This is a genomic window from Cyanobium gracile UHCC 0139 (assembly GCF_034931325.1).
In the GTDB taxonomy this organism is placed as follows: domain Bacteria; phylum Cyanobacteriota; class Cyanobacteriia; order PCC-6307; family Cyanobiaceae; genus Cyanobium; species Cyanobium gracile_B.
Genome location: NZ_JAYGHX010000008.1, coordinates 25,554 through 44,975, shown reverse-complemented (window position 1 = coordinate 44,975; position 19,422 = coordinate 25,554). Strand labels below are relative to the sequence as shown.

15 protein-coding genes are annotated in these 19,422 nt (G+C 57.9%); 4 read left to right on the top strand and 11 right to left on the bottom strand.

Annotated features, from left to right (window positions below; translation table 11 throughout):
* The first annotated feature begins 942 nt into the window (after positions 1 to 942).
* Positions 943 to 1,092, top strand: coding sequence for a hypothetical protein (locus VB738_RS12755; RefSeq protein WP_323306096.1), 150 nt, complete (start codon positions 943 to 945; stop codon positions 1,090 to 1,092).
* A gap of 467 nt (positions 1,093 to 1,559) precedes the next feature.
* On the opposite strand, the gene VB738_RS12750 is transcribed toward VB738_RS12755, so the two are convergent.
* From VB738_RS12750 to VB738_RS12715, 8 genes are all read right to left on the bottom strand, one after another.
* Positions 1,560 to 1,793: a leucine zipper domain-containing protein gene (locus tag VB738_RS12750; RefSeq protein WP_323306095.1), complete on the bottom strand. Its 234-nt coding sequence runs from the start codon at positions 1,791 to 1,793 to the stop codon at positions 1,560 to 1,562.
* 90 nt (positions 1,794 to 1,883) lie between these two features.
* The gene (locus VB738_RS12745; RefSeq protein ID WP_323306094.1) at positions 1,884 to 2,261 is read right to left on the bottom strand and encodes a hypothetical protein; all 378 of its coding nucleotides are present in this window, start codon (positions 2,259 to 2,261) and stop codon (positions 1,884 to 1,886) included.
* The gene (locus tag VB738_RS12740) at positions 2,258 to 2,467 is read right to left on the bottom strand and encodes a hypothetical protein (RefSeq protein ID WP_323306093.1); all 210 of its coding nucleotides are present in this window, start codon (positions 2,465 to 2,467) and stop codon (positions 2,258 to 2,260) included. Before VB738_RS12740 ends, VB738_RS12745 begins: the two co-directional genes overlap by 4 nt.
* A 56-nt stretch (positions 2,468 to 2,523) precedes the next feature.
* Positions 2,524 to 3,063, bottom strand: coding sequence for a hypothetical protein (locus VB738_RS12735; RefSeq protein WP_323306092.1), 540 nt, complete (start codon positions 3,061 to 3,063; stop codon positions 2,524 to 2,526).
* A gap of 157 nt (positions 3,064 to 3,220) precedes the next feature.
* Positions 3,221 to 3,847, bottom strand: a complete 627-nt coding sequence (locus tag VB738_RS12730) for a DUF6998 domain-containing protein (protein WP_323306091.1) — start codon at positions 3,845 to 3,847, stop codon at positions 3,221 to 3,223.
* Positions 3,844 to 4,230 (bottom strand): hypothetical protein, encoded by a 387-nt coding sequence (locus tag VB738_RS12725; protein WP_323306090.1) that lies wholly within the window; start codon positions 4,228 to 4,230, stop codon positions 3,844 to 3,846. Before VB738_RS12725 ends, VB738_RS12730 begins: the two co-directional genes overlap by 4 nt.
* A 23-nt stretch (positions 4,231 to 4,253) precedes the next feature.
* The gene (locus VB738_RS12720; protein WP_323306089.1) at positions 4,254 to 4,688 is read right to left on the bottom strand and encodes a hypothetical protein; all 435 of its coding nucleotides are present in this window, start codon (positions 4,686 to 4,688) and stop codon (positions 4,254 to 4,256) included.
* Entirely contained in the window at positions 4,688 to 5,179 is a 492-nt protein-coding gene (locus VB738_RS12715) for a J domain-containing protein (protein WP_323306088.1), read from the bottom strand. The genes VB738_RS12720 and VB738_RS12715 overlap by 1 nt, the downstream gene beginning before the upstream one ends.
* 2,946 nt (positions 5,180 to 8,125) lie before the next feature.
* Between VB738_RS12715 and VB738_RS12710 the strand changes: the two genes are divergently transcribed.
* From VB738_RS12710 to VB738_RS12700, 3 genes are all read left to right on the top strand, one after another.
* On the top strand, positions 8,126 to 8,329 hold the full coding sequence (locus tag VB738_RS12710) for a hypothetical protein (RefSeq protein WP_323306087.1): 204 nt from the start codon (positions 8,126 to 8,128) through the stop codon (positions 8,327 to 8,329).
* Positions 8,330 to 8,555: 226 nt separating this feature from the next.
* Complete coding sequence (locus tag VB738_RS12705; protein WP_323306086.1) at positions 8,556 to 9,227, top strand: response regulator transcription factor; 672 nt, start codon at positions 8,556 to 8,558, stop codon at positions 9,225 to 9,227.
* 1,708 nt (positions 9,228 to 10,935) lie between these two features.
* Positions 10,936 to 14,349 carry an AAA family ATPase gene (locus VB738_RS12700; protein ID WP_323306085.1) on the top strand — a complete coding sequence of 1,138 codons (3,414 nt, stop codon included), beginning with the start codon at positions 10,936 to 10,938 and terminating at the stop codon, positions 14,347 to 14,349.
* Between the two features lie 125 nt (positions 14,350 to 14,474).
* Here VB738_RS12700 and VB738_RS12695 read toward each other — a convergent pair whose 3' ends face one another.
* From VB738_RS12695 to VB738_RS12685, 3 genes are all read right to left on the bottom strand, one after another.
* The gene (locus VB738_RS12695; RefSeq protein ID WP_323306084.1) at positions 14,475 to 15,314 is read right to left on the bottom strand and encodes a M28 family peptidase; all 840 of its coding nucleotides are present in this window, start codon (positions 15,312 to 15,314) and stop codon (positions 14,475 to 14,477) included.
* Positions 15,315 to 15,413: 99 nt separating this feature from the next.
* The gene (locus tag VB738_RS12690; RefSeq protein WP_323306083.1) at positions 15,414 to 16,478 is read right to left on the bottom strand and encodes a hypothetical protein; all 1,065 of its coding nucleotides are present in this window, start codon (positions 16,476 to 16,478) and stop codon (positions 15,414 to 15,416) included.
* Positions 16,479 to 17,703: 1,225 nt separating this feature from the next.
* A complete protein-coding gene (locus VB738_RS12685; RefSeq protein WP_323306082.1) occupies positions 17,704 to 18,312 on the bottom strand; it encodes a hypothetical protein in 609 nt (202 codons plus the stop codon).
* Positions 18,313 to 19,422 lie beyond the last annotated feature (1,110 nt).

Genomic DNA, 19,422 nt, shown 5'->3' with positions numbered 1-19,422 from the left:
GGGGGCAGCCTCTTCCTCAGCCTCTTCTCGCGATGCAGAAATGCACCACTTTTGCATAAAGAGTCTAGCCCGAATAGATCATGCTCTTGTACTCTATATATACTTCCCTTCTTAGCCAAGGTGCGAATCTCCCATTGGCAACGACTAGTTATTTCGGCTGCAGCGATCCTGCCAGGACTGGTAATTGCTGGCGTGTCATTTCCCAGCCCTGCGTCAGCCGCTCTTGACTTTGACTTCTACTTTGCGGGTGTTGAAGGGATTCTTGAAGGGCTCATTGATGACTCAATAAGTCAGCCAACTAGCATGAGAGTCACTGGTGGCGCTGGTGTACCCGAGGAATCACTCGGCACATTCATTCAAATTAGTGGTACCGGCTTCAGCGTCTCTGGCGGTACGGTCATTCCTTACCTCCCGCCAGATCAAGGATCTGGGGCGCCCACTCCCGTGGAATACTCGACATACTTCTATGGGAAGAACTCTACTGGACATACATTATTCTTCGGATCCTTCCCTGTAAGCCCCGAGTTGGTCATTGGCACATTAAGTGGGTTGCCATCAGACCAATGGCTCCCGTTTGGTGGTGTTGTTTCCCTAAGTAGACGTGCTCCTGCTTCGGTGCCCGCCCCTCTGCCACTTGTAGGGTGCGTCGCTGCATTGACCTATAGCCGCAGGATCAGGAACCGCATAAAGGCTGGCGTGTCAGCTTCCAATGCGCCCCAATCAGATCTCATTGACTGCGCAAGACTGAATAAAATCTCATGAAGGTCGGCTTCTACCTGGAACGTGTCTTCCAGGATCTATCTTTCGGGAGGCTATGGCATTATGAGTCATCTGGGACCGTTCTATCGCTAATGTTGTGTGCGAGGTGGTCTGCATCTTCTTGACGTGTCCCATCTCTAGTCCTTAAGGCGGAATACCCTCGCTTCGAGGGGGCTCCCACCGATGATCAAAGCCCACACCAACAGCCCCGAGCTCAAGGCCAGGGTCGCCACGGAGGCGATCAGTGGTCGCAAGACGCTCCAGGAGATTGCCGCTGACGGCGCGGAGCGCCTGATCCAGTGGATGCAGCAGGCCGTTGAGTCAACGATCTAACGGGCTCGGGGCTCATGCAAAGGTGGTTAACTACTGACGTTGAACCCGCGTATCCTTTCTGGCCACCTAGTTGAAGCGCCCGTGACGCACATTCCCCCCGAGCACTCGATCCCATTGGGCCCCGCCAGCCAAGCATCAATCGCCCTCAGTCTCGGACAAGGCCGGACAGGCTCCGGACAGGGAAGCACTTCGCCCTTTTCCCCAGTCACCAGCTCACCGCGGACTTCCCGGACAGGGTGGACACCCCGTCACAAGACAAATGATGTGACCCCCCCTTCTTCTGCAGAGCAGCCAACGAAGAGAGGTGGCGAAAAACCCCCGTCCGGGGTGTCCGGGTGGTTCGGCGCAGGAAGGGGGGTGAGGAGGGCTACTCAGCGAGCCTTCGCCTCTTGAGGGAGGAATCCCATCCCCTAGGGCGACTCACCTCCGCCACCCTCGGCTCAACGCGGGTGCCTGAGCTCCATGGCCTACTGCAGATGCTCCGGATCGAGCCTCCGCCGTTGGGTGCGGCGCACACTATGTCTAGCCGTCAGGGTCGTTTGACCGCCTGAACGGAAGTGCGCCAGCCAATTACAAGCGCAGCTCAGGCTGATTCTGGCTTCTACCGCAAAGGTCATGAGCGGCACGCCCTCAACGTGGTGCCGGCTGATCAAGCGTTGCCGACTGACTGGGGTCAGTCGGGCACTGGGGTGGCTATGCATGAAGTCGTGAGGTCGGGGTTGGTGGGTCGCACCTCAACCCGTAGCAGCCTCACACCCCTTGTCACTGAACAACCTGCTGAGACAGAACACCTAGGCCCGCACCGCGGCGATCAGGGCGTCGAGCGGATCGAGGCGCCCTGCACGGCGGCTGCCGTGGTTCCCGCCGGCCAGGTGGTTCTCAAGGATCCCGCCGTCACGCCGGCGCCCCCACCGGGCGATGTAGCGGCGCTCCCATTCGCCTGCTTGTTCGGGCGTCAGCCCAGACCGCAGGACGCGGATCAACCGCTGGTCGGCGGGGACGCCGCAGGCGTGGCTCTTGGGGTGCACCGGGCGAAACCCGTAGGACGCCAGGCCCACGTAGTAGGGGGAGCCGTCGGGACGCAAGTAGCAGTAGACGAAGGAGCCTCGCCTGGCCACGGCATAGAAGTCGTGGCGCCGCAGCCGATCGAGGAAAGCAGGGGATCTCATAGGTGCATCCTCACCTGATCCGCCAGGCCGATGATCCCCGAGAGCAGGTAGTCGACCGCCTTGAGTTCGTCCTCGGGCTGCAGCCGGCCATCGTTCACCCGGCGCAGTAGCTCCAGCCGGTCGATGTCGAGGTTTTCGCCGTCGATCGCATCGGTCGTGGCGGTGAGTAGATCGGGCAGGGTGCGCCGGGCGCTGCAGGAGTCCATGGAGGCGTGGTGTGGTGGTGAGGAAAGGGGTCGGCGGGCATGCCAGTGGGCGATCGTCAGGTCAGGGCCTCATTGATCAGATGCCAGGCATCTTCATGGGCTGTGGCATTCTTGGCTTCGTCGAACCAGAACTTCCGGAGCGTGGAATCCATCCGCTTTTTTCGGGTAGCTTCGTCCTTGCCGGTGGCTGCCCAGTCGGCATGTTCCTTGGTGACGAGGTTGGCGACGTCTTCAGCACGGAAAAGGAAGCAGCGGGTGTCCTTCAGGGATTGCCCGAGGTGGACGAAGCAATAGACCAGGTTGGATTCCCTTCGTTGCTCAGCTTTCGAGCTAACAGGCCAATCATAGAACGGCTCAGTTTTCGGGCTGCGGTAGGCGTCCCGAGCGGTTTTAACTTCGACTTTGCAGAACTTGTTCGTCTCAGGGTCGTAAACCATGATGTCGATACCCTTGGCGGCGCCCGTGCTCATCGAGCAGATGTAACCCTGGCGGCTGAGCATGTGCATTACGAAGTACTCGCCGCTGATGCCGGTTTCGTTGTGGGCGAAGTTTGTCGATCGCTCGGGAAGGTCTTGATATGCGGTGTGGCTGCTCATGGGGGGCGTGGTGATGAATGAACATTGCTCCCATCTGCGCCCAGACTGCAAGGGGCACGGCGGTCGGCCAGCCGCCCAGCGCCACGATCAGCTCGGCGCGGCGGGCCTGGGCGATTTGGCAGTTATCGGGGCGGCAGCTGGGGCAGGGCGGCGATGGTCATGGGGCCTCCCCGGCGGGGCCCCTCCCGTACTTGATCCCGTGGTAGGCGCACCAGGCCGCCAGGTCGTCCTTGATGTCCGGCTCGTTTGGGTCTGGGGGCAACCCCCGCCCGGTGCTGAGCATCAGTGGGGCGCCCTTGAGTTCATCTCGTGTCATGCCGCCCATCACCTCTGGCAGGCGGTCATGCTCTGGCACCTGGGCCTGCAGTTGTCGCAGCTTGGACAGGCTGATGGTGCTTTGCCCATTGCGACCGTTTGCCGGTCTCGACTCCGCCCAGACCAGGGCGCCCGGCCCGTTGTAGACGGTGATGGCGGTGCCGTCCTTCTCCAGCTTGAGCACCAGCAGGTGCTTCGGTTCGCCACGCATCGCGATGCTTTTGCCGCCAGTTGCCTTGATCTCCACCTCGCGGCCATCTGGCGCGATGGCATCCACCTCGCGGGTGCTGGCTGTGGTGAGGGTCAGCCCGTACCGGGCGGCAGCAAGCACCTCTCCGAAGCTGCCCACCATGTGGCCGTCAGGTGTGAAGGAGCGACCTGGTGCGGCTTCCTCAAGCTGGCCGACAAGGCGGTAAAGCTCGGGGATCAGTGCCGCAATACGAGCCGCGGCGATGTGGTCGATGGTCATGGCTTGGTGCGGGTGGGAACGGCCGACCGTCCAGTGGTGCAGGCGGCTTCTACCAGCAGCCAGGTGTCGGGGCTCTCGTCGTTTGGGTCGGGTGTCTCCCACGGCTGCCAGCCGGGGCGGAGTTTTCCATCGTTCCCGAGATCCATCAACGTTGAGCCCAGGTAGTTGGCGACCTTCATGGTGCGGCAGTCGACCGCTATCGGTTCATCCATGGTGCTGCTGCGATAACAGGTGTGCAGGTAGGTCTCGACGGTGCCGGTGGTGCCCTGGTGGCGGTAGACGCAGCGGCCGATGGTGAGCACCGGCGGGGCGGCCATGGCGGGGGCGGCCCCCAGCAAAAGGGCCGCGGCGGTGGGCACGACGGGGAGAAGGCGGCGGGTCATGGGCGGGGGTGATGGCCGGCGGGTCACTCAGGGCAGATCCAGACGTTCAGGGCGCTGGGCACAGCGGGGAAGTACCGCAGCAGCGCCGGGCACAGCCAGACGGTCAGGTAAGCGCCGAGGAATGCTTGGCCGCAGTTGAAGGCTTCCTCGACGGGCCGGGGATAGGTGACGACGAGGGTGTAGTCGGTGCCATCGCGGGCCGGCTGGGGGTCGGAAAGGGTGCAGAGGAAGCCAGAGTCGACTTCGGTGGCGGCTGCCTCCGCCTCATCGTCGGTGAAGAGGATGGTCACGGGGCCCGGTTGCTCGTCGTTGAAGATGAACAGGTGTTGGATGACGCTGGTGGCTTCCTCCATCAGCGGCTCACCGACCAGGCCGGTGGCGGGATCGGTGAAGCAGTAGAGATTCCGGTTGCCGGGGGCGGCGTCGGGGTGATCGAGGGTGGCGTGGATGGTGTGCATCAGGCCAGCTCCTGCTTGGCGGTTTCCCAAGCGCTCTGCACCATGTGGAATGCTGCGGGGCTGCCGCCTCTATCCGGGTGTGTGCGCATGACTGCTTGGCGGTAGTGGCGCTGTACGAGTTCCAGAGTTAGCTGGGTGCCCGATGGGATCCCCAATGCTTCAGCCCATGCAGGGCCTTGGTACTTCTTGGCTTCGGCTGCGGCCCTGGCTTGGGCTGCCTCCCAGGCTTGACGAGCCCTGGCCCTGGCTGCTGCATCCCTGGCGGCTTCCTCCCTGGCCATTTCTTCCCTGGCGGCCTTGGCCTTGGCCTTGGTGGCTGCGGCCTTGGCTTTGGCGGCTTTGGCCTTGGCTTTGAGATCCTTGACCTTGGCGGAAGCCTGCCGGTCAACGTCTTCCTCAGCCTCAGAAAATCTCTTCTCTTCTGCGGCCATCCAGTCGGCAGCCGCCACGGCACCAGCAGCAACAAAAAACACCGGTGCGGCGAACGGCATGCAAACGGCACCGAGGACGGCCGATCCCACGACTCCGTAGTAGTTGACGCGCTTGGTGGGTGAGGACATCGAACGAGGGGTTGTGGTGTGGTCGAGGGGGGGGGGTACCGAGGAACGGTCCCTTTCACCTCTGACCTCTTCACCATCCCCCGTGTGTATCACTCACCACATCCCCCCAACTAGGGATTCCCATGGACACGGCCAGCTCGGAGACTGTTGCGACTAGATGACCCCCACCCTGGAATGAAAATGCCCGCCTGGGGGAGGCGGGCAGTTGAGGTGTTGGGCTGGGCGTTGGGAGAAGAGTTATCGGGCCTCCGATGCCGGCGAGATCGCCACCTCAGAAACGAAACGCGGCGTCTTTATTTCCCGTGGCGGGTTTTGTATTCAGACCGGCCCGACATCAAGGGATCGCAGAAACTACGTTAACTACCAAAACCAAGACTGCTACCGCATACATGCTGATACATGGATCTTGCATAATAATCTGACCATCCATTCCAGCTTGCACCATTTCCACACTGGCCGGTCATTGTAGCCCCATCCGAGTCATCCACGATTGTCCAGACTTGGGTAGAGGGATCGCCGCAGACCCTGACCGTGCCATAGGCCCTGCCACACCCAGCCTTCGCTTCTTGTGGGAGTGCCAGGAGGACTGCACTGGAAACTACTGCTGATGAAATAGCACTGAAGATCGCTTTCATGATCTTGAGATGGTTGTAGGGGTCGCCCCCCTTGACCTCCTCAACATCCGCCCAGTGGCCCTGCAGATGCATCCCCAGATTGGGGGATAGCCCGAAAGATCCCCAGAATAGGGGAGCGGGGCGCTGTGCGCCACCGGCACCTAGGAGCTTGTTGCGCGTACCTCAGAACCGCCTTCATCGGCCGTCAGATCAACCAAGCGGGGTGGTCAGCGAGATTCACCGTCGAATCCCCTGTACGGGGGATGCGTGGGCAGATCGTCTTCGGCGATGGTGAAGAGGTCCAGGGGGCGACCTCTACAATCACCTCTAAATCATGATCAAGTTCGCTCTGCTTGCTTCCTTTCTTGGAGCCTCAGCCCTTGCTTTTACTGCTCCGGCCAAGGCTCAATGCACTGGCAACTATCTTCAGACTTCACCGAGTCTTGGCTTTGGCAACTACAGCTGCGGGGGGCAGAGTATCCAACATCAACGCCAACGGCTTGAGAATATTCAGTTCGACAACATTCAGGGCCCGAGCGGATCTATTCAATGCACTACGCAATACATTGGAAACATGGTGTTCAGAAACTGCAATTGAGCGCCAGCTCCCATACGTCGGGCCGTCTTGAACATAAAACCCTTGACGGGGAGTAAGGACGCCTCGTCTGTTTTCTGAGGTAGGTAGCTCGCCTGCATAGGAGACCCGACATGACAACGTCCGAACACCCTCTTCAAAGCCTCAAAAGCCCTCCACATGCCCCCTAGGTGGGCATTCTGTGGAGTCATGAAGTTGGCGGTCTATGGTCATTACACTACCAGGAAAGAGGGTTCGCCTCAGACTGCTGCTCGGATATAACCCAGATTCACTCGTACAGGGCATAGGCAATAGGAATTCAAGGAGCCCAATGATACTTTTCATTTCACCATACAGTTTCTCCCCTTTCTTTGGTAATTTCTCATCTGTCAGGAAGCCACATGAGGTTTGCAAGTAGGCGAATATCCCTGCCGTTCGCGCAATTCAGATTCCGCGGATAGTGTCTTGATGCTCGTAGCACGCTCTGTCCGTTCCTGGATGGGTGCAATCTATTACATATCTCTGACTCTAGAGACTCTAAACATAAGACAGGGAAAAAGATGACCCCAACAACATCAAAAACGATGAATCATTCCTGCCTCGCTGCCACTGCTGCCGCTCTACTGGTGGCCTGCCCATTTCCAGCCTTAGCTGAACTCTCTTGGACAGGAGGCCCTGCCCTCGGCTGCTACCACATCTGGGAAGAACTGAATGTCACAACTCGGAAGGTGGCCTGCCAAGAGTTCAATTACCGCAATGACAACAACACACTCACACTAATGTTTGTCCGGGAGAACGGCGATGCAATGCGGTTTGTGATTCCCAGCTCCACCCGTCTCACCTCTTATCAAAGCGTCCGTACTGTCGCTTCTGCGATAAGTCTGAACGGCAAGGAGTTCAAAGGCAACCCTGGCGAGTGCGGATACATAAGTGTTCCTGTGCCCGCTCACAAGGGCCTACTCTGCTTCATGGAGATGACTGGAAGAAATGGCAAGACTGCCACCTTTTCGGCGATAACTCTTCTCTCCACTAACTATAGCCTATACTGGTAGAATATCACTATAGACCTAAACGGGCATGCCGCTTTTCTGTAGGATCTTGAGCATCAGTCGGCTTTGGAAACTCCCTGGCCGTTTCCATCCAACACAACAATATCTCCTATGGGCAATGAGTGGTCGCCTAAAGAATAAGGAATTGGAAAAGAGAGGGAGGGGAGGCACTGAAACCATCTCAAGATCATGACTAGGAACACCCCAACACTGATTGCCGCCATTGCTTCAGTTGCCAGCGGAGTCCTGACTGCGCTTCCTGGCTCTGTAGGCAATACCTGTCAGGCTATTGGGAGGCAGACTCTCTGAAATGACTCCACTGGGGGGGGCAGAACGAAGCAAAGACCTTTGAACTAAGTATCCGGTAACCAACCTGGCTAGGCAAACCTTTCTCCAAGTTGGCCCTCAAGCTAGCAGGTTTGTAACTGGATATCCTGCCACTGATCGAGTCTGGACGATCGAACTACAGCACACATACAGGGGAGCAGAGGCTCTTCCTTTCGTTTCTTTGGGGGGCGATCATGCAGGCATCGGAGACCCGACATCTAAACATCACAGCAGGCCTTCCAACACCACAACGGGCCGATTCTGGTCGGGATGTTCATGGTCGCGTGTGCGCCCTTGGGAACCCTGTAGACAGTTGCCTCAAGTCAATGACCTGACTACCGCCGACATCGGCATCCAGCTCCTGATGGACCCCACAGCTGCTCTGCAGGAGATCGAAGCCCGCATGACCGCCCGCGCCTTCGGTGCGGTCCACGACCCTGAGCAGGGTCCAGCTGTTCGGCAGATGCTGACGGAACTGCTTGCGGTGCTGGACAGCAGCGGAGACGTGGTGATCTGATGGCCCACCAAACCATCCCCCGGAGGCAGCAAGCCAGTTCTGCAGAAACTTCCCTGTCATACCAGTGGGTCTCAGCCCGAGTCAGGCTGACCGCCAGCAGTGTCACCAGCTGATCGGAGGCAGGCATCCTGAGCTGCGCAGAAAACAGGCGCGTACCCAGCGATGATGTGGGCCGGATGCCCATTCAGCTTTGGATTTATCGGCTGTCCTAAAGGAGATCCCCGTCTTGCTTGAGGAGCTGGAGGAGATCCTCGATGGTCTAACCACCGTCGCCTGCTTGGAGCACATGAAGTGGCTTGGGTCCTTCATGTGCATCACGCCGGTCCACAAGAGCCTGGTGGGAGCCGCCACGACGGAAGAAGAAGCCTTTCAACTGGTCCGAAAGCACCAGCCATCTCTGCTGGTCGTCAGCCAGAAACTGCAGGAGGGGACTGGCCTCTCGTTGGTGGCACGGACAGAGGCTCTGCACCCCACCATCAAGACGCTGCTCATCGCCGATGACTCCAACGAAACCCTCGTGCGAGAGGCTCTGGCAAGGGGCTGCGATGGAATCTGCTTTGAGTCGGGTCGCTTCATGCCGGCACTGAGGGTCGTGGCAAGAGGAGGGGTTTACTACCCCAAGCAAGTCGCTGAAGTGCTCCAGAAGCAGCCGCCAACGCCAATCGAACCGCTGACCGAGCGCGAGCGAGCGGTCCTCAGTCGACTAATGCTTGGGCTAACCGACCAGAAGATCAGCCAGGAGTTGGTCGTCAGCCCTGAGACCGTCAAGACCCATGTGAAGCACATCTACCAGAAGCTTCGTGTCGACAATCGAACCAAAGCGGTTGTGAAGTCCATTGCTGCAGGGCTGATCAGCCTTGAGTCAGCCCTAGAGGGTCACTCGCTAGTCACTGGCTGAACTGGATTGGATTGGGGTGGTGGGCGTTGAAAGAAGAAATCCCCCGTTCTCGGGATGTGGGGCAATGTGCTTTGGGGCGATGGTGAAGAGGTCAAGAGGAGCAGGTGGTCGACCCCACCACGTGGCTCCCACTTCATTACACCCAGCTCCCATGTTCCGTCCTTTCCCTTCCTCGCTTGCCGCCAGCCTGGTCCTGCTCATTATATCTCCTGCCAATGCCGGAGTCCCCACCGCGACTCACGAAGCCTGCCTGCCAGCTGCTGACTACGCAGGCTGTGTGCGATCGCAATCCACCACCTACATTGATCAGATAACCCGCCCCGGTATCCAGACCGAAATGGGTAACAGCTGCCCAACCGGCTTCTTCTACGCCGGTGCGGGACGCTGCCGCTCGGTTGAGTGCCAATATCAAGGAATCTTTGGGCGAAATGACCCACTCCTTGCCGGCAAGGGCCACACTTGCGGCTTTGGCAAAGGTGGAGGAATCGGCACCAAGGGCTCCCTCATTCAGGGTAGCTCCTTTGTGCCCGCCGCCAATGACCCTGCATGCCCCCAGCGAGTACCACTCGCTGGCTGGCGTTCTAGCTGTGACGACTCCAGACTTGAAGCCGCAGTAACTGAACCTGGTTGAGGACAAAATCTTAACGTAAACGGATATATGCACTCTTACTCCAGCCTTCCTGTACCTTATCCTGCCATTCCTAGCCGGCTTCACAAGCAGTCTCACCTCGATGAGATTCACTCCCTCCACTGCTGGCACCTCGCTACTGGTGCCGTACTGATCGTCCCTACCCGCGTTATCTCCTTGAAGGCCATCTGGCGGACCCTTGACGCGCTTCACAGAGCGGCAAGCACCGCCCAGCTCGCCATGGACCAAGCCACTCCCGCCACCCTTGGGTAGCAGCACGAGATGGTTCGCTCGCCGTCCTGGGGGAGAAGTGACTCGTCAGGGGCGCCCGTGAAGACTGGGACGTGCTCACCGGTGAGGGTGTCGATGCGTTCGAGGGGCCAGCCGTAGGGGTCGAAGCGCTAGAGGTATCGAGCCATGGGGTTCGGGGAAGCTGCCTTCAGGGTTCCCGTAGGTGGACAGGGCCAAGGACTATGCGCAGTACCTTCCCCCCGAGCACGCGAGCCCATTGATCCAGCAGCCGGGGGCATCAATCGCCAGCTGACCCGGACAGGGAGGACAGGGAGACATCAAGCTCCGGACAGGGGAGCCCTCCACGCCCCTCCCTTGTTCACACATCACCTCGGACTCCCCGGACAGGGCGGACAACCCACCATCAGGCAGAAAATTGATGAAATCCCTCCTTCCCTTGCATAGAAGAGAACTTTGAGTGGGCCAAGCCCCCCTGTCCGGGGTGTCCGGGTGGTCCGGCGCAGGAGGGGGCTCTCGAAGACTTGCTTCGGTACCTTGATCCTTCCAAGAATCCGGCTGTCAGCTCCAGCTATTGGCACACTGCTGCGGACACTTGGGCTAGGCGGAGGTCAGCGGGTCACACAGTCGGTGCAGGATGGTGGCCTGGTTTACCGCAAGACTTACCAGCTAGATTCTACTGACTTGAAGTCCTGCAGCAGAATGTGTTTCGCTAGAGAAGCCTAACTACTTAAATTGCATCGAGAGCCCGTATTGAACTTTGATCTGCTGACTTTGTTCTGGGGTATGCTGAAATCTGATTACTCTCTATGAAAACGGAGGAGCAGACCAGTGCAGTACGATGCCGAGACGGTAAAGCGGTGTCTCGAGTCCGCTGAGCAGGGCGACGTCGAGGCTCAATCAAAGCTTGGTGATCTGTATTTTGAAGGCCAAGGTGTAGCACAGGACTTTGCTGAGGCGGTTAAGTGGTATCGAAAAGCAGCTGATCAGGGCTATGCAGAAGCGCAAATCAGTCTCGGCATGATGCATTGGATGGGCCGGGGGGTGTTGAAGGACGATATCAAGGCAGCTATGTGGTATCAGAAGGCTGCTGAGCAGGGCGCTGCTTTGGGGCAATTCTATCTCGGGTTTATATATAGCGAAGGTTTGGGTTTGGCACAGGACTTTGCTGAGGCTGTCAAGTGGTATCGAAAAGCAGCTCAGCAGGGCGAAGCAGGTGCTCAATCAGAACTTGGCGATATGTATTGCGAAGGCCAGGGTGTGGCGCAGGACTTTGCTGAGGCGGTCAAGTGGTATAGCAAGGCAGCCGAGCAAGGCGAGGCAAAGGCTCAATCAAAGCTTGCTCGTATGTATGCCTTAGGCCAGGGTGTCGCTCAGGACTTTGCCGAGGCGGTGCAGTTGTTTCGCAAAGCCGCTCAGCAGGGCCACGCAGAGGCGCAGTTTGGACTTGGCGCTTTTTACAACAAGGGCATCGGAGTTGTCCAGAATATTGCTGAGGCGATGAAATGGTTCCATATGGCCGCTGAACAGGGCCATGCAAAGGCGCAAGTCAAGCTTGGGTTGATGTATGAACGGGGTCAAGGTGAGGCACAAGACCATGCTGAGGCGGCGAAATGGTATCGCAAGGCGGCTGAACAGGGCGAAGCAGAGGCGCAGTTTAGACTCGGCGCTGCCTATTCCCAAGGCACTGGAGTAATTCAGAATGATGTTGAGGCAATGGAATGGTGCCGTAGGGCTGCTGAGCAGGGCCATGCAGAGGCCCAAGTCACTCTCGGGTTGATGTATAGCAATGGCCAACCTGTGGCACAGGATCAATTCGAGGCAGTGAAGTGGTATCGAAAGGGCGCTGAGCAGGGTGATGCAATGGCACAACTTTATCTAGGCGCAATGTATTGCGAGGGGCAAGGTGTGGAACAGGATCACGTCGAGGCGATGAAATGGTGTCGCAAGGCCGCTGATCAGGGCTATGCAGAAGCTCAACTCTTTCTCGGCATGATGTATTTCGGGGGAAAGCTTGTGGCACAGGACTATGCCGAGGCTGTGAAGTGGTGTCGCAAAGCCGCTGAGCAGGGCTACCCAGAGGCGCAGTTTAGACTGGGCTCTTTTTACAACCAGGGCATGGGAGTTGTCCAGAATGATGCCGAGGCTGTGAAGTGGTTTCGCAAAGCCGCTCAGCAGGGCCACGCAGAGGCGCAGTTTGGACTCGGCGCTTTTTACAACCAGGGCATGGGAGTTGTCCAGAATGATGTTGAGGCGATGAAATGGTGCCGCATGGCCGCTGAGCAAGGCCATGCAGAGGCGCAAGTCAATCTTGGGTTGATGTATGAACGGGGTCAAGGTGAGGCACAAAACCATGTCGAGGCGGCGAAATGGTATCGCAAGGCGGCTGAACAGGGTGATGCAGTTGGACAGCGTCTTCTCGGCTTAGATTATGCTTACGGTACTGGAGTAGCGCAGGACGATATTGAGGCGATGAAGTGGTGTCGAAAGGCCGCTGAGCAGGGTGATGCAATGGCACAAACTAACCTCGGCATTATTTTCAGTTCTGGCCGAGGTGTAGCGCAGGACGCTATTGAGGCAGTGAAGTGGTTTATCAAAGCTGCTGAGCAGGGCGAATCAGAAGCACAAGTTAACCTCGGAATGATGTTTAGCTCTGGCCAAGGAGTGACGCAGGATTTCACCGAGTCGGCGAGATGGCTTAATGAGGCAGCTGAGCAGGGCCATCCAAAGGCGCAAGTCAATCTCGGCTTGATGTATAGCGAAGGCAAGGGGGTGGCACAGGATCATGTCGTTGCGGTGAAGTGGTATCGAAAGGCCGCTGAGCAGGGTGATGCACTGGCACGATTCATTCTTGGCGCGATGTATGTCGGAGGCCAGGGTGTGGCACAGGATTTTGCTGAGGGGGCAACGTGGCTACTTATGGCCGCTGAGCAAGGCCATGCAGAGGCGCAAGTCAATCTCGGGGCGATGTACAGCGGAGGTCTAGGTGTGGCACAGGACTATGTTGAGGCGGTGAAGTGGTGTCGTAAGGCTGCTGAGCAAGGAAATATAGAAGCGAAGTCCAGGCTTGGCGTGATGCTTTACCAAGGTCAAGGTATCGCGCAGGACTTTGTCGAGTCGGCTAGATGGCTAAGCGAAGCCGCGGAGCAGGGCGATGCAACGGCGCAATTCTATCTCGGGGGGTTGTATTCTCAGGGCCAAGGCGTGGCTCAGGACAAAGCCAAGGCTGATGAGTTATATTTAATGGCCGCCAAGAATGGCGATGCAACAGCGCAAGTCATTATTGGTTCGATGTATTCAAGAGGTGAAAGGGTGGTGCAGGATTCCGCCGAAGCGTTGAAGTGGTTTAACAAGGCCGCTGAGCAGGGCGATGAACTTGGAATAGCCATTCTAGATAGGCGCCTATCTTCGAGCTTTAGTGGTCTTCAATCGGTTTACGACACCTTAGGCAGTCTCGTTGGATTAGACAATGTCAAGAGTGTAGTACGCGAGCTTATTGCAGTACAGATTGCAGGCACATTCCGAGCAAATGAGGGCCTTCCATCCCTTGACTCATCATTGAACTTTGTTTTTACTGGCCCACCCGGAACTGGCAAGACAACGGTAGCTAGATTGCTGGGAGAAGCCATGAAGGCAATTGGAACTCTATCAAGTGGCCATTTCACCGAAACCACCGCATCTGATCTTATTGCGGGCTATATTGGGCAAACAGCTCTGAAGACGAGAGAAGTTCTCAACGAGGCTTTGAACGGTGTGCTGTTCATTGACGAGGCTTATGCACTCGCCGGCCAAAGCAAGGATGATGCCGACAGCTTTGGCAAAGAAGCGATAAGTGAAATCATTAAGTTTATCGAAGACAATGTAGGCCGTATCTCCGTCATTCTGGCTGGCTACCCCAAGGAAACTGACAATCTTCTCAAAACTAATCCTGGCCTCAAGTCTCGCTTTACTACTCTTGTTGACTTTCCAGGGTATAGCGAAAAGGAGCTTTCCGAGATTGTGCGAATTGACATGAAAAAGAGGGGGTGGGTGGCTGGCGATGACATCCTTGATCAATGTTCCGTCCTTCTGCAAGATCTTAAATCCTCCAACCCAGATTCATTCGGAAATGCGCGCGAGGTCAGAAATCTGATGGATAAGATTAACAAGCGACAATCAGTACGAATAATCAATTCATTCGACTTGCCGACAGAGATCCAGCTGCGGACGATTACCATGGCTGATCTGCCAAAATCGATTCGATGATTCAGGCGGGTTATTAGTTGCCAAGTATGTCCTGGCCAACTCAGGCACGTTGTTAGCCTTGTGCAAGATGCTCATCTTTCCATGTTGGCAGCTATTAATCAATTGAGAAGCTATTAAGCGTATTGTCAGACCATGCTTAAACTTAGATAAATCCCCTCGGTGACGGCCTCCAGGAAGGGCAGATCGAGCGTATCGATCGTGTCGGTCATGCGGTGATAGTGCGGATTACGCATGAAGGAGGTATCAGTCACCATCACGGCGTCGTAGCCCGCATCCCAGAAAGGGCTGTGGTCCGAGAGGCGAACGTCTGGAATATCTCGCCCGGCATTGGGTACCGGCAGCACCTTGGTTTTCACATGCTGACCCATTTGACTGGCCAGGCCAGACAGCATGGGCTCCGTACCGGTGTTGCCGACAACGGCGATGAAATCTCCCTTGTCGCCATAGATGGCTCGCATCGCTGGATGGGGATAGTTCTGCTTCTCAGCGGTATAGGCGAGCATCTCCAGGCTCACCATCAGCCGGATCTCCTGGTCAGCCTGACGTAGCTCACGGGCCAGAGCTGTGCTGCCGAGCATGCCCCACTCCTCCTGATCGAAGGCCACAATCCATACAGGACGCCTGGGCGGGTTCTCCGCCCAGCGCTCAGCCAGGACGAGAAGGGCGGAGATACCACTGGCGTTGTCGTCAGCGCCAATCGAGTTCAGCGGCCCGTCGTAGTGTGCACCCACCAGTAGGGGTGGCAAATCCGGCTGCTGACCGGCCAGCCGCAGGATCAGGTTGATCCCCTTGCCTTGGCCCTCGTTGAAGCTGTGCTCCTCAACCGAGCCGAGGGACCCGAGGGCTCCAGCCACGTAGTTGCGCACGGAGAGCAGCCCGAAGCGGTTCCAGTGCAGATGGCGGGGCTTAGCTACCGCCTCCAGGTGCTTCTGCAATTGGGAGTGGGTGGAGATCGAGGTACTCATCGGGGCTTGGGGAGAGTTCCCGTATTGGGATGTGTTTTGTCGGGACGTGAGGGCGAAGTCGGCGGGCCAAAGAGAGGCGTGTGTAGGTGCGAGCAACGATCAGGACCGGACTGGTGCGGCTGGACTTGCCGGGGTGAGGCGATATTCCCTAGCGATGCGGCGGTGCAGGTTCTCCAGCTCAGCGGCGGTGGCTGGCCGCCCGGCCGAGGATTCAAGTTGGTGCACCAGTTCGGCGATCCGGGCAAGCAACGCGGAGGCGGCGCAGCCGTGGTGGGGATCGGCGTAAAGATGGCGCCAGGGCGTCACGGCGCGCTCGATGAAAGCATCGAATCCACCGCTGGCGAACAGCAGCGCGATCGGATTGGTGGCGGCGGCGTTGAGCAAGGCGGCGAGAGGCTGCTTGAGCACGTTCCCCTGCCAGCCGGCGCCGGGGGCATAGAGGCAGCTGCGCAGGCCGCCGTCGGGTCCCACATGCAGGTAGTAGGGGCGATGGAAGCCGGCGGTGGCGCAGGGGGCCAAGTGCACAAGGGAGGCCACTCGCCCTGGATCGAGAGTGTCGCGATTGGAGTGGGCTGCCGCGCCGATGTCCACCGTCTCCATCAGGGTGAGATGGAGGTGGCGAGGTTTCCGTCCGAGGACGTCAAGCAGCTCGCGGCTGGCCAGCTGGGTCAGGTTGCGGCCCGGTTCTGTGGCGATCACCTCGTAGGGCTGCTCGGCCTGCTCGCAGAGCACGGCGACACGGATCACGCGATCCAGTAGGGCGGGGTACTGCTCGTAGCGATGATCGAGGCTGAGGGCGAGACGGCCCAGGTTCCTCTGCCGCAGGGCAGTGACGACGGCCGCATCGTCGGGGAAGTGGTGATCCCCGATGGTGATTCCCTCGCGGTTGCCCCACCAGGCATTGGTGTTGGCGCGGCTGGGGATGGCCTGCTCGGCGGCTGCGGCGAGCAGCTCAAGCACCGGACTGCCTGTGGCGAAGATCTCCCCGCCGGTGACGTTGACGCCGGTGCGGGTAAGGCCGAGCAGGCGGGCTTCCCGCAACAGACGGACGATGGGCTCGCTCGGGAGCCAACTAGGCTGGCCGACGGGGCGCAGGCCGTCCTGCAGGCAATGGCTGCAAGCGAGGTTGCAGGAATAGGTGAGTTCGACGTTCACTGCCTGCACGAAGCCGAAGGGCAGGGGGAGACACCAGGCAGGGGGCGACTGCCGTGTGAGGAGATGCAGCTCCTCAAGACGGCGGCACACAGCACTGGAAAAGGCAGAGGATGGCAGTCCCTCGGGAGAAGCCGACAGCTTCCGCAGCTGTGCAAGGAATGCCTCGGGCTCTAGCCCGCCGGCGAGGAGGTAGTCGGCGAGGAGGTGCCGCTGGCGTAGATGCCGTAGCACGGGTGTGGCGTGCAGTTGCGCTGGCAGGGTCATGGGTGCAGCACTTCCTTGATGGTCAAGAGGGTGATCAGGTTGCTCAGCGAGAAGGTCGCGCTACGCACTGCCGATGCCGCTCACTCAACGTGAGCACAGCGTAAGCAGGGCAACAGGAAGAGCTAGGTGTCGCTCAGACTTGCTGCTCCCTTCCAAAAAGGGAGTGACCCCCCCGAGCACGCGATCCCATTGACCCCGACAGGCAGGTGGGCCTCATTCACCGTTCGGCCCGAACAGGGCTCGAACAGGGTACGGACAGGGCAGCACCTCCTCCCTCTCCCCAGTCCCCAGCTCAACCCGGATTACCCGGACAGGACTGACACCCCCCATCAGACATTTGATAAGGTCCCTCCCTTCCTTGCAGAGCAGTGAACACTTAGAGGGAGCAGAGTGCCCTGTCCGGCGTGTCTGGGCCGGCCCAGTGGAGGCGGGTTGGGGGCGCTCTTCGACCTTCAAGTGACGCTGGCTGATGAAGTGGCCGCGTCCCAAGGTCGAGCAATGAGGGCTTGAGCGAAGTTAAAACTGGAGTTGTCAGCAGTCGCGCGACTTTGCAGAGGTGAAAACGCTGCTGCTACAGATTCACCACACGCTGGGGGCACTGCGTGCGGGTCGTGTTCCCGCCACTGGATGCGGCGAATGCTCCGTCGATCTGCCAGTGCCGCCACACAGCCATCACGGAAGCGCGTAAGTTAGCGTAAAGCACTTTGCAGGACGATCCCGGCTATTCCACACGAGTCTTCGGGATACGCCCTCTTTAAGATCCCGACAGATGAGGACTTTCCAACTGATCGACGTTAGAAGGGCGACTTTGTTACTACGGATAACGTGATGCCTTGGGACGAGGGATGGTACCCCACTGACCACCTCACACCCAATTGTCCGCTGGTAAAAAATGGCGTGACTACTCACTTAGAATGCCCTTCAGCCCCCAATACTGATAGTCCCTATCTATATAGTCATGATAGAGTACTTAAGGAGCACCGTCTTTCTTTTGCCATGCATCTAGAAGCAGCTGACCCTCTCTTAGCGCCGTGACTAGGTTGTCAAAATCGGAAGCTTGGCCCAACGGGGCTAATGTCGTACTTGCCGTTGCTTCCAGTTCAGAGGGTCCTGTGGTCTCAGATATGTCGGGGAGTCGTGGGCTTAGGCCATAAGTGATTCCATCGATTAGAACATAAGAATCTTGCTCTGGCTTGTTAGGCCTCTGAGTAAATCCAACGCGGAATCCATCACGGGAGCAGAAATATACATCCTTTGATTCAGGAGATGCAGCCTGCATGTTTATCATAAAGCTTTTCACGACATTAATTCCAGCGAACAACTCCTCAATCTCATCATAGTCAAGCCAGGCCTGAAGCGCCGCACTATGGATGTTAAGTGCATAATTTCGTGTTACATTAGTTCCCTTGCCAATTGCCACCGAGACTGCGGTAACATGGTGCTCTTTAGGCTTGCTGGGCGTTAGATATTCATGCTGCCAAAAGACTGTTTTAGAACAAGCTTGTCTAACGATGGCAACGACTCTCCCTTTTGAGATCAGAGCATGCTTTGCCTTAGAGCCAGTAGCTTCTGCTTCCATGACTTGTAAGCTGGCAAGTGGGTTTCAAGCAGAAACCTATATGATATTGAGATCTAGGTCAAGAACGGCGATTGTTGGCACCAACACAATTGACCAAAGTACTATCTTCAATATGTCTCTCCACACTTGACTGGAATGGGATTGGCGCCCATAAGCTGTATACATCCGCCTACGCGAGAAACCCACTGCATTTTTAGTTGGTCTGGCTTGTCGAGATTCCCTAGAGCCCGACAGCAGGGAGGACTTAATCACTCTCCGGTTCGGATAGGGGTCGGACAGAGTGCGGACATGGCAGCTCTTCCACCCTCTCCCCAGTCCCCACCTCACTCCGGACTGCCCGGACAGGCCGGACACCCCACCATCAGGTATTAGAGGAGATCCCCTCCCTCTTGTAGAGCAGACAATGAGAAGAGGGGGCAGAGCCCTGTCCGGCGTGTCCGGGGTGTCAGGCTCAGGAGGGGGGAAGGTACCCAAGCGGGCTTGAGCCGATAGGTGGATAGATCCAATCCCCGAAAGCGTCCCATTACTGCCACCTTTGGCTCCAATGCCAAGCCCAGCCTTGGTCTCCGAGAATCAATGCATTGTGGACACCAAGATCAGGGTAACCTCCATCGCTGGGTCGGTGAGTGAATCCCAATGCTGCATCTGGTTGATACGCAGCATGATGGCCATCGGAGAGGCCGGGCGATCTTCTTTGGAGCTGGGTAGCTCGATCACTCAATGAGCGGCTGCCAGGGCACTAGCGCCTCCAACTCAGCAGGGAATTTCTCGACTTCGGTGCTTTTCTCGGAGGTGGTCAGCTCATAGTCCGTGAAGCTGACTAGCTTGCCAGCCATCACCCCAGTCCTGACCTGTGCTCATGTCTCCACTGTTGCTTGGGCCGACTTGGGGTTCCAGACTCTCACTAGCCTGTACACGCCCGATATGGTATTCGTAAAGGAGTGGGGTCGGTTTCGCGGTTCCCAGAACCCGCGAAGAATGAACTAGGTGGGCAGGCGCCATCGTCCATATAGCCAAAGTAAACTCTGGCCTTGATCTCGACCATGCCCGAGGACAACACTAGGGAAACCATGTTGGCCGAAGTCATCCAAAGAATCTATTATCGACATA

Bases quoted from the DNA above. Each gene is read 5' to 3' on its own strand.
- VB738_RS12755 (WP_323306096.1), top strand. From the start codon at position 943: ATGATCAAAGCCCACACCAACAGCCCCGAGCTCAAGGCCAGGGTCGCC.
- VB738_RS12750 (WP_323306095.1), bottom strand. From the start codon at position 1,793: ATGCATAGCCACCCCAGTGCCCGACTGACCCCAGTCAGTCGGCAACGC.
- VB738_RS12745 (WP_323306094.1), bottom strand. From the start codon at position 2,261: ATGAGATCCCCTGCTTTCCTCGATCGGCTGCGGCGCCACGACTTCTAT.
- VB738_RS12740 (WP_323306093.1), bottom strand. From the start codon at position 2,467: ATGGACTCCTGCAGCGCCCGGCGCACCCTGCCCGATCTACTCACCGCC.
- VB738_RS12735 (WP_323306092.1), bottom strand. From the start codon at position 3,063: ATGAGCAGCCACACCGCATATCAAGACCTTCCCGAGCGATCGACAAAC.
- VB738_RS12730 (WP_323306091.1), bottom strand. From the start codon at position 3,847: ATGACCATCGACCACATCGCCGCGGCTCGTATTGCGGCACTGATCCCC.
- VB738_RS12725 (WP_323306090.1), bottom strand. From the start codon at position 4,230: ATGACCCGCCGCCTTCTCCCCGTCGTGCCCACCGCCGCGGCCCTTTTG.
- VB738_RS12720 (WP_323306089.1), bottom strand. From the start codon at position 4,688: ATGCACACCATCCACGCCACCCTCGATCACCCCGACGCCGCCCCCGGC.
- VB738_RS12715 (WP_323306088.1), bottom strand. From the start codon at position 5,179: ATGCCGTTCGCCGCACCGGTGTTTTTTGTTGCTGCTGGTGCCGTGGCG.
- VB738_RS12695 (WP_323306084.1), bottom strand. From the start codon at position 15,314: ATGAGTACCTCGATCTCCACCCACTCCCAATTGCAGAAGCACCTGGAG.
- VB738_RS12685 (WP_323306082.1), bottom strand. From the start codon at position 18,312: ATGGAAGCAGAAGCTACTGGCTCTAAGGCAAAGCATGCTCTGATCTCA.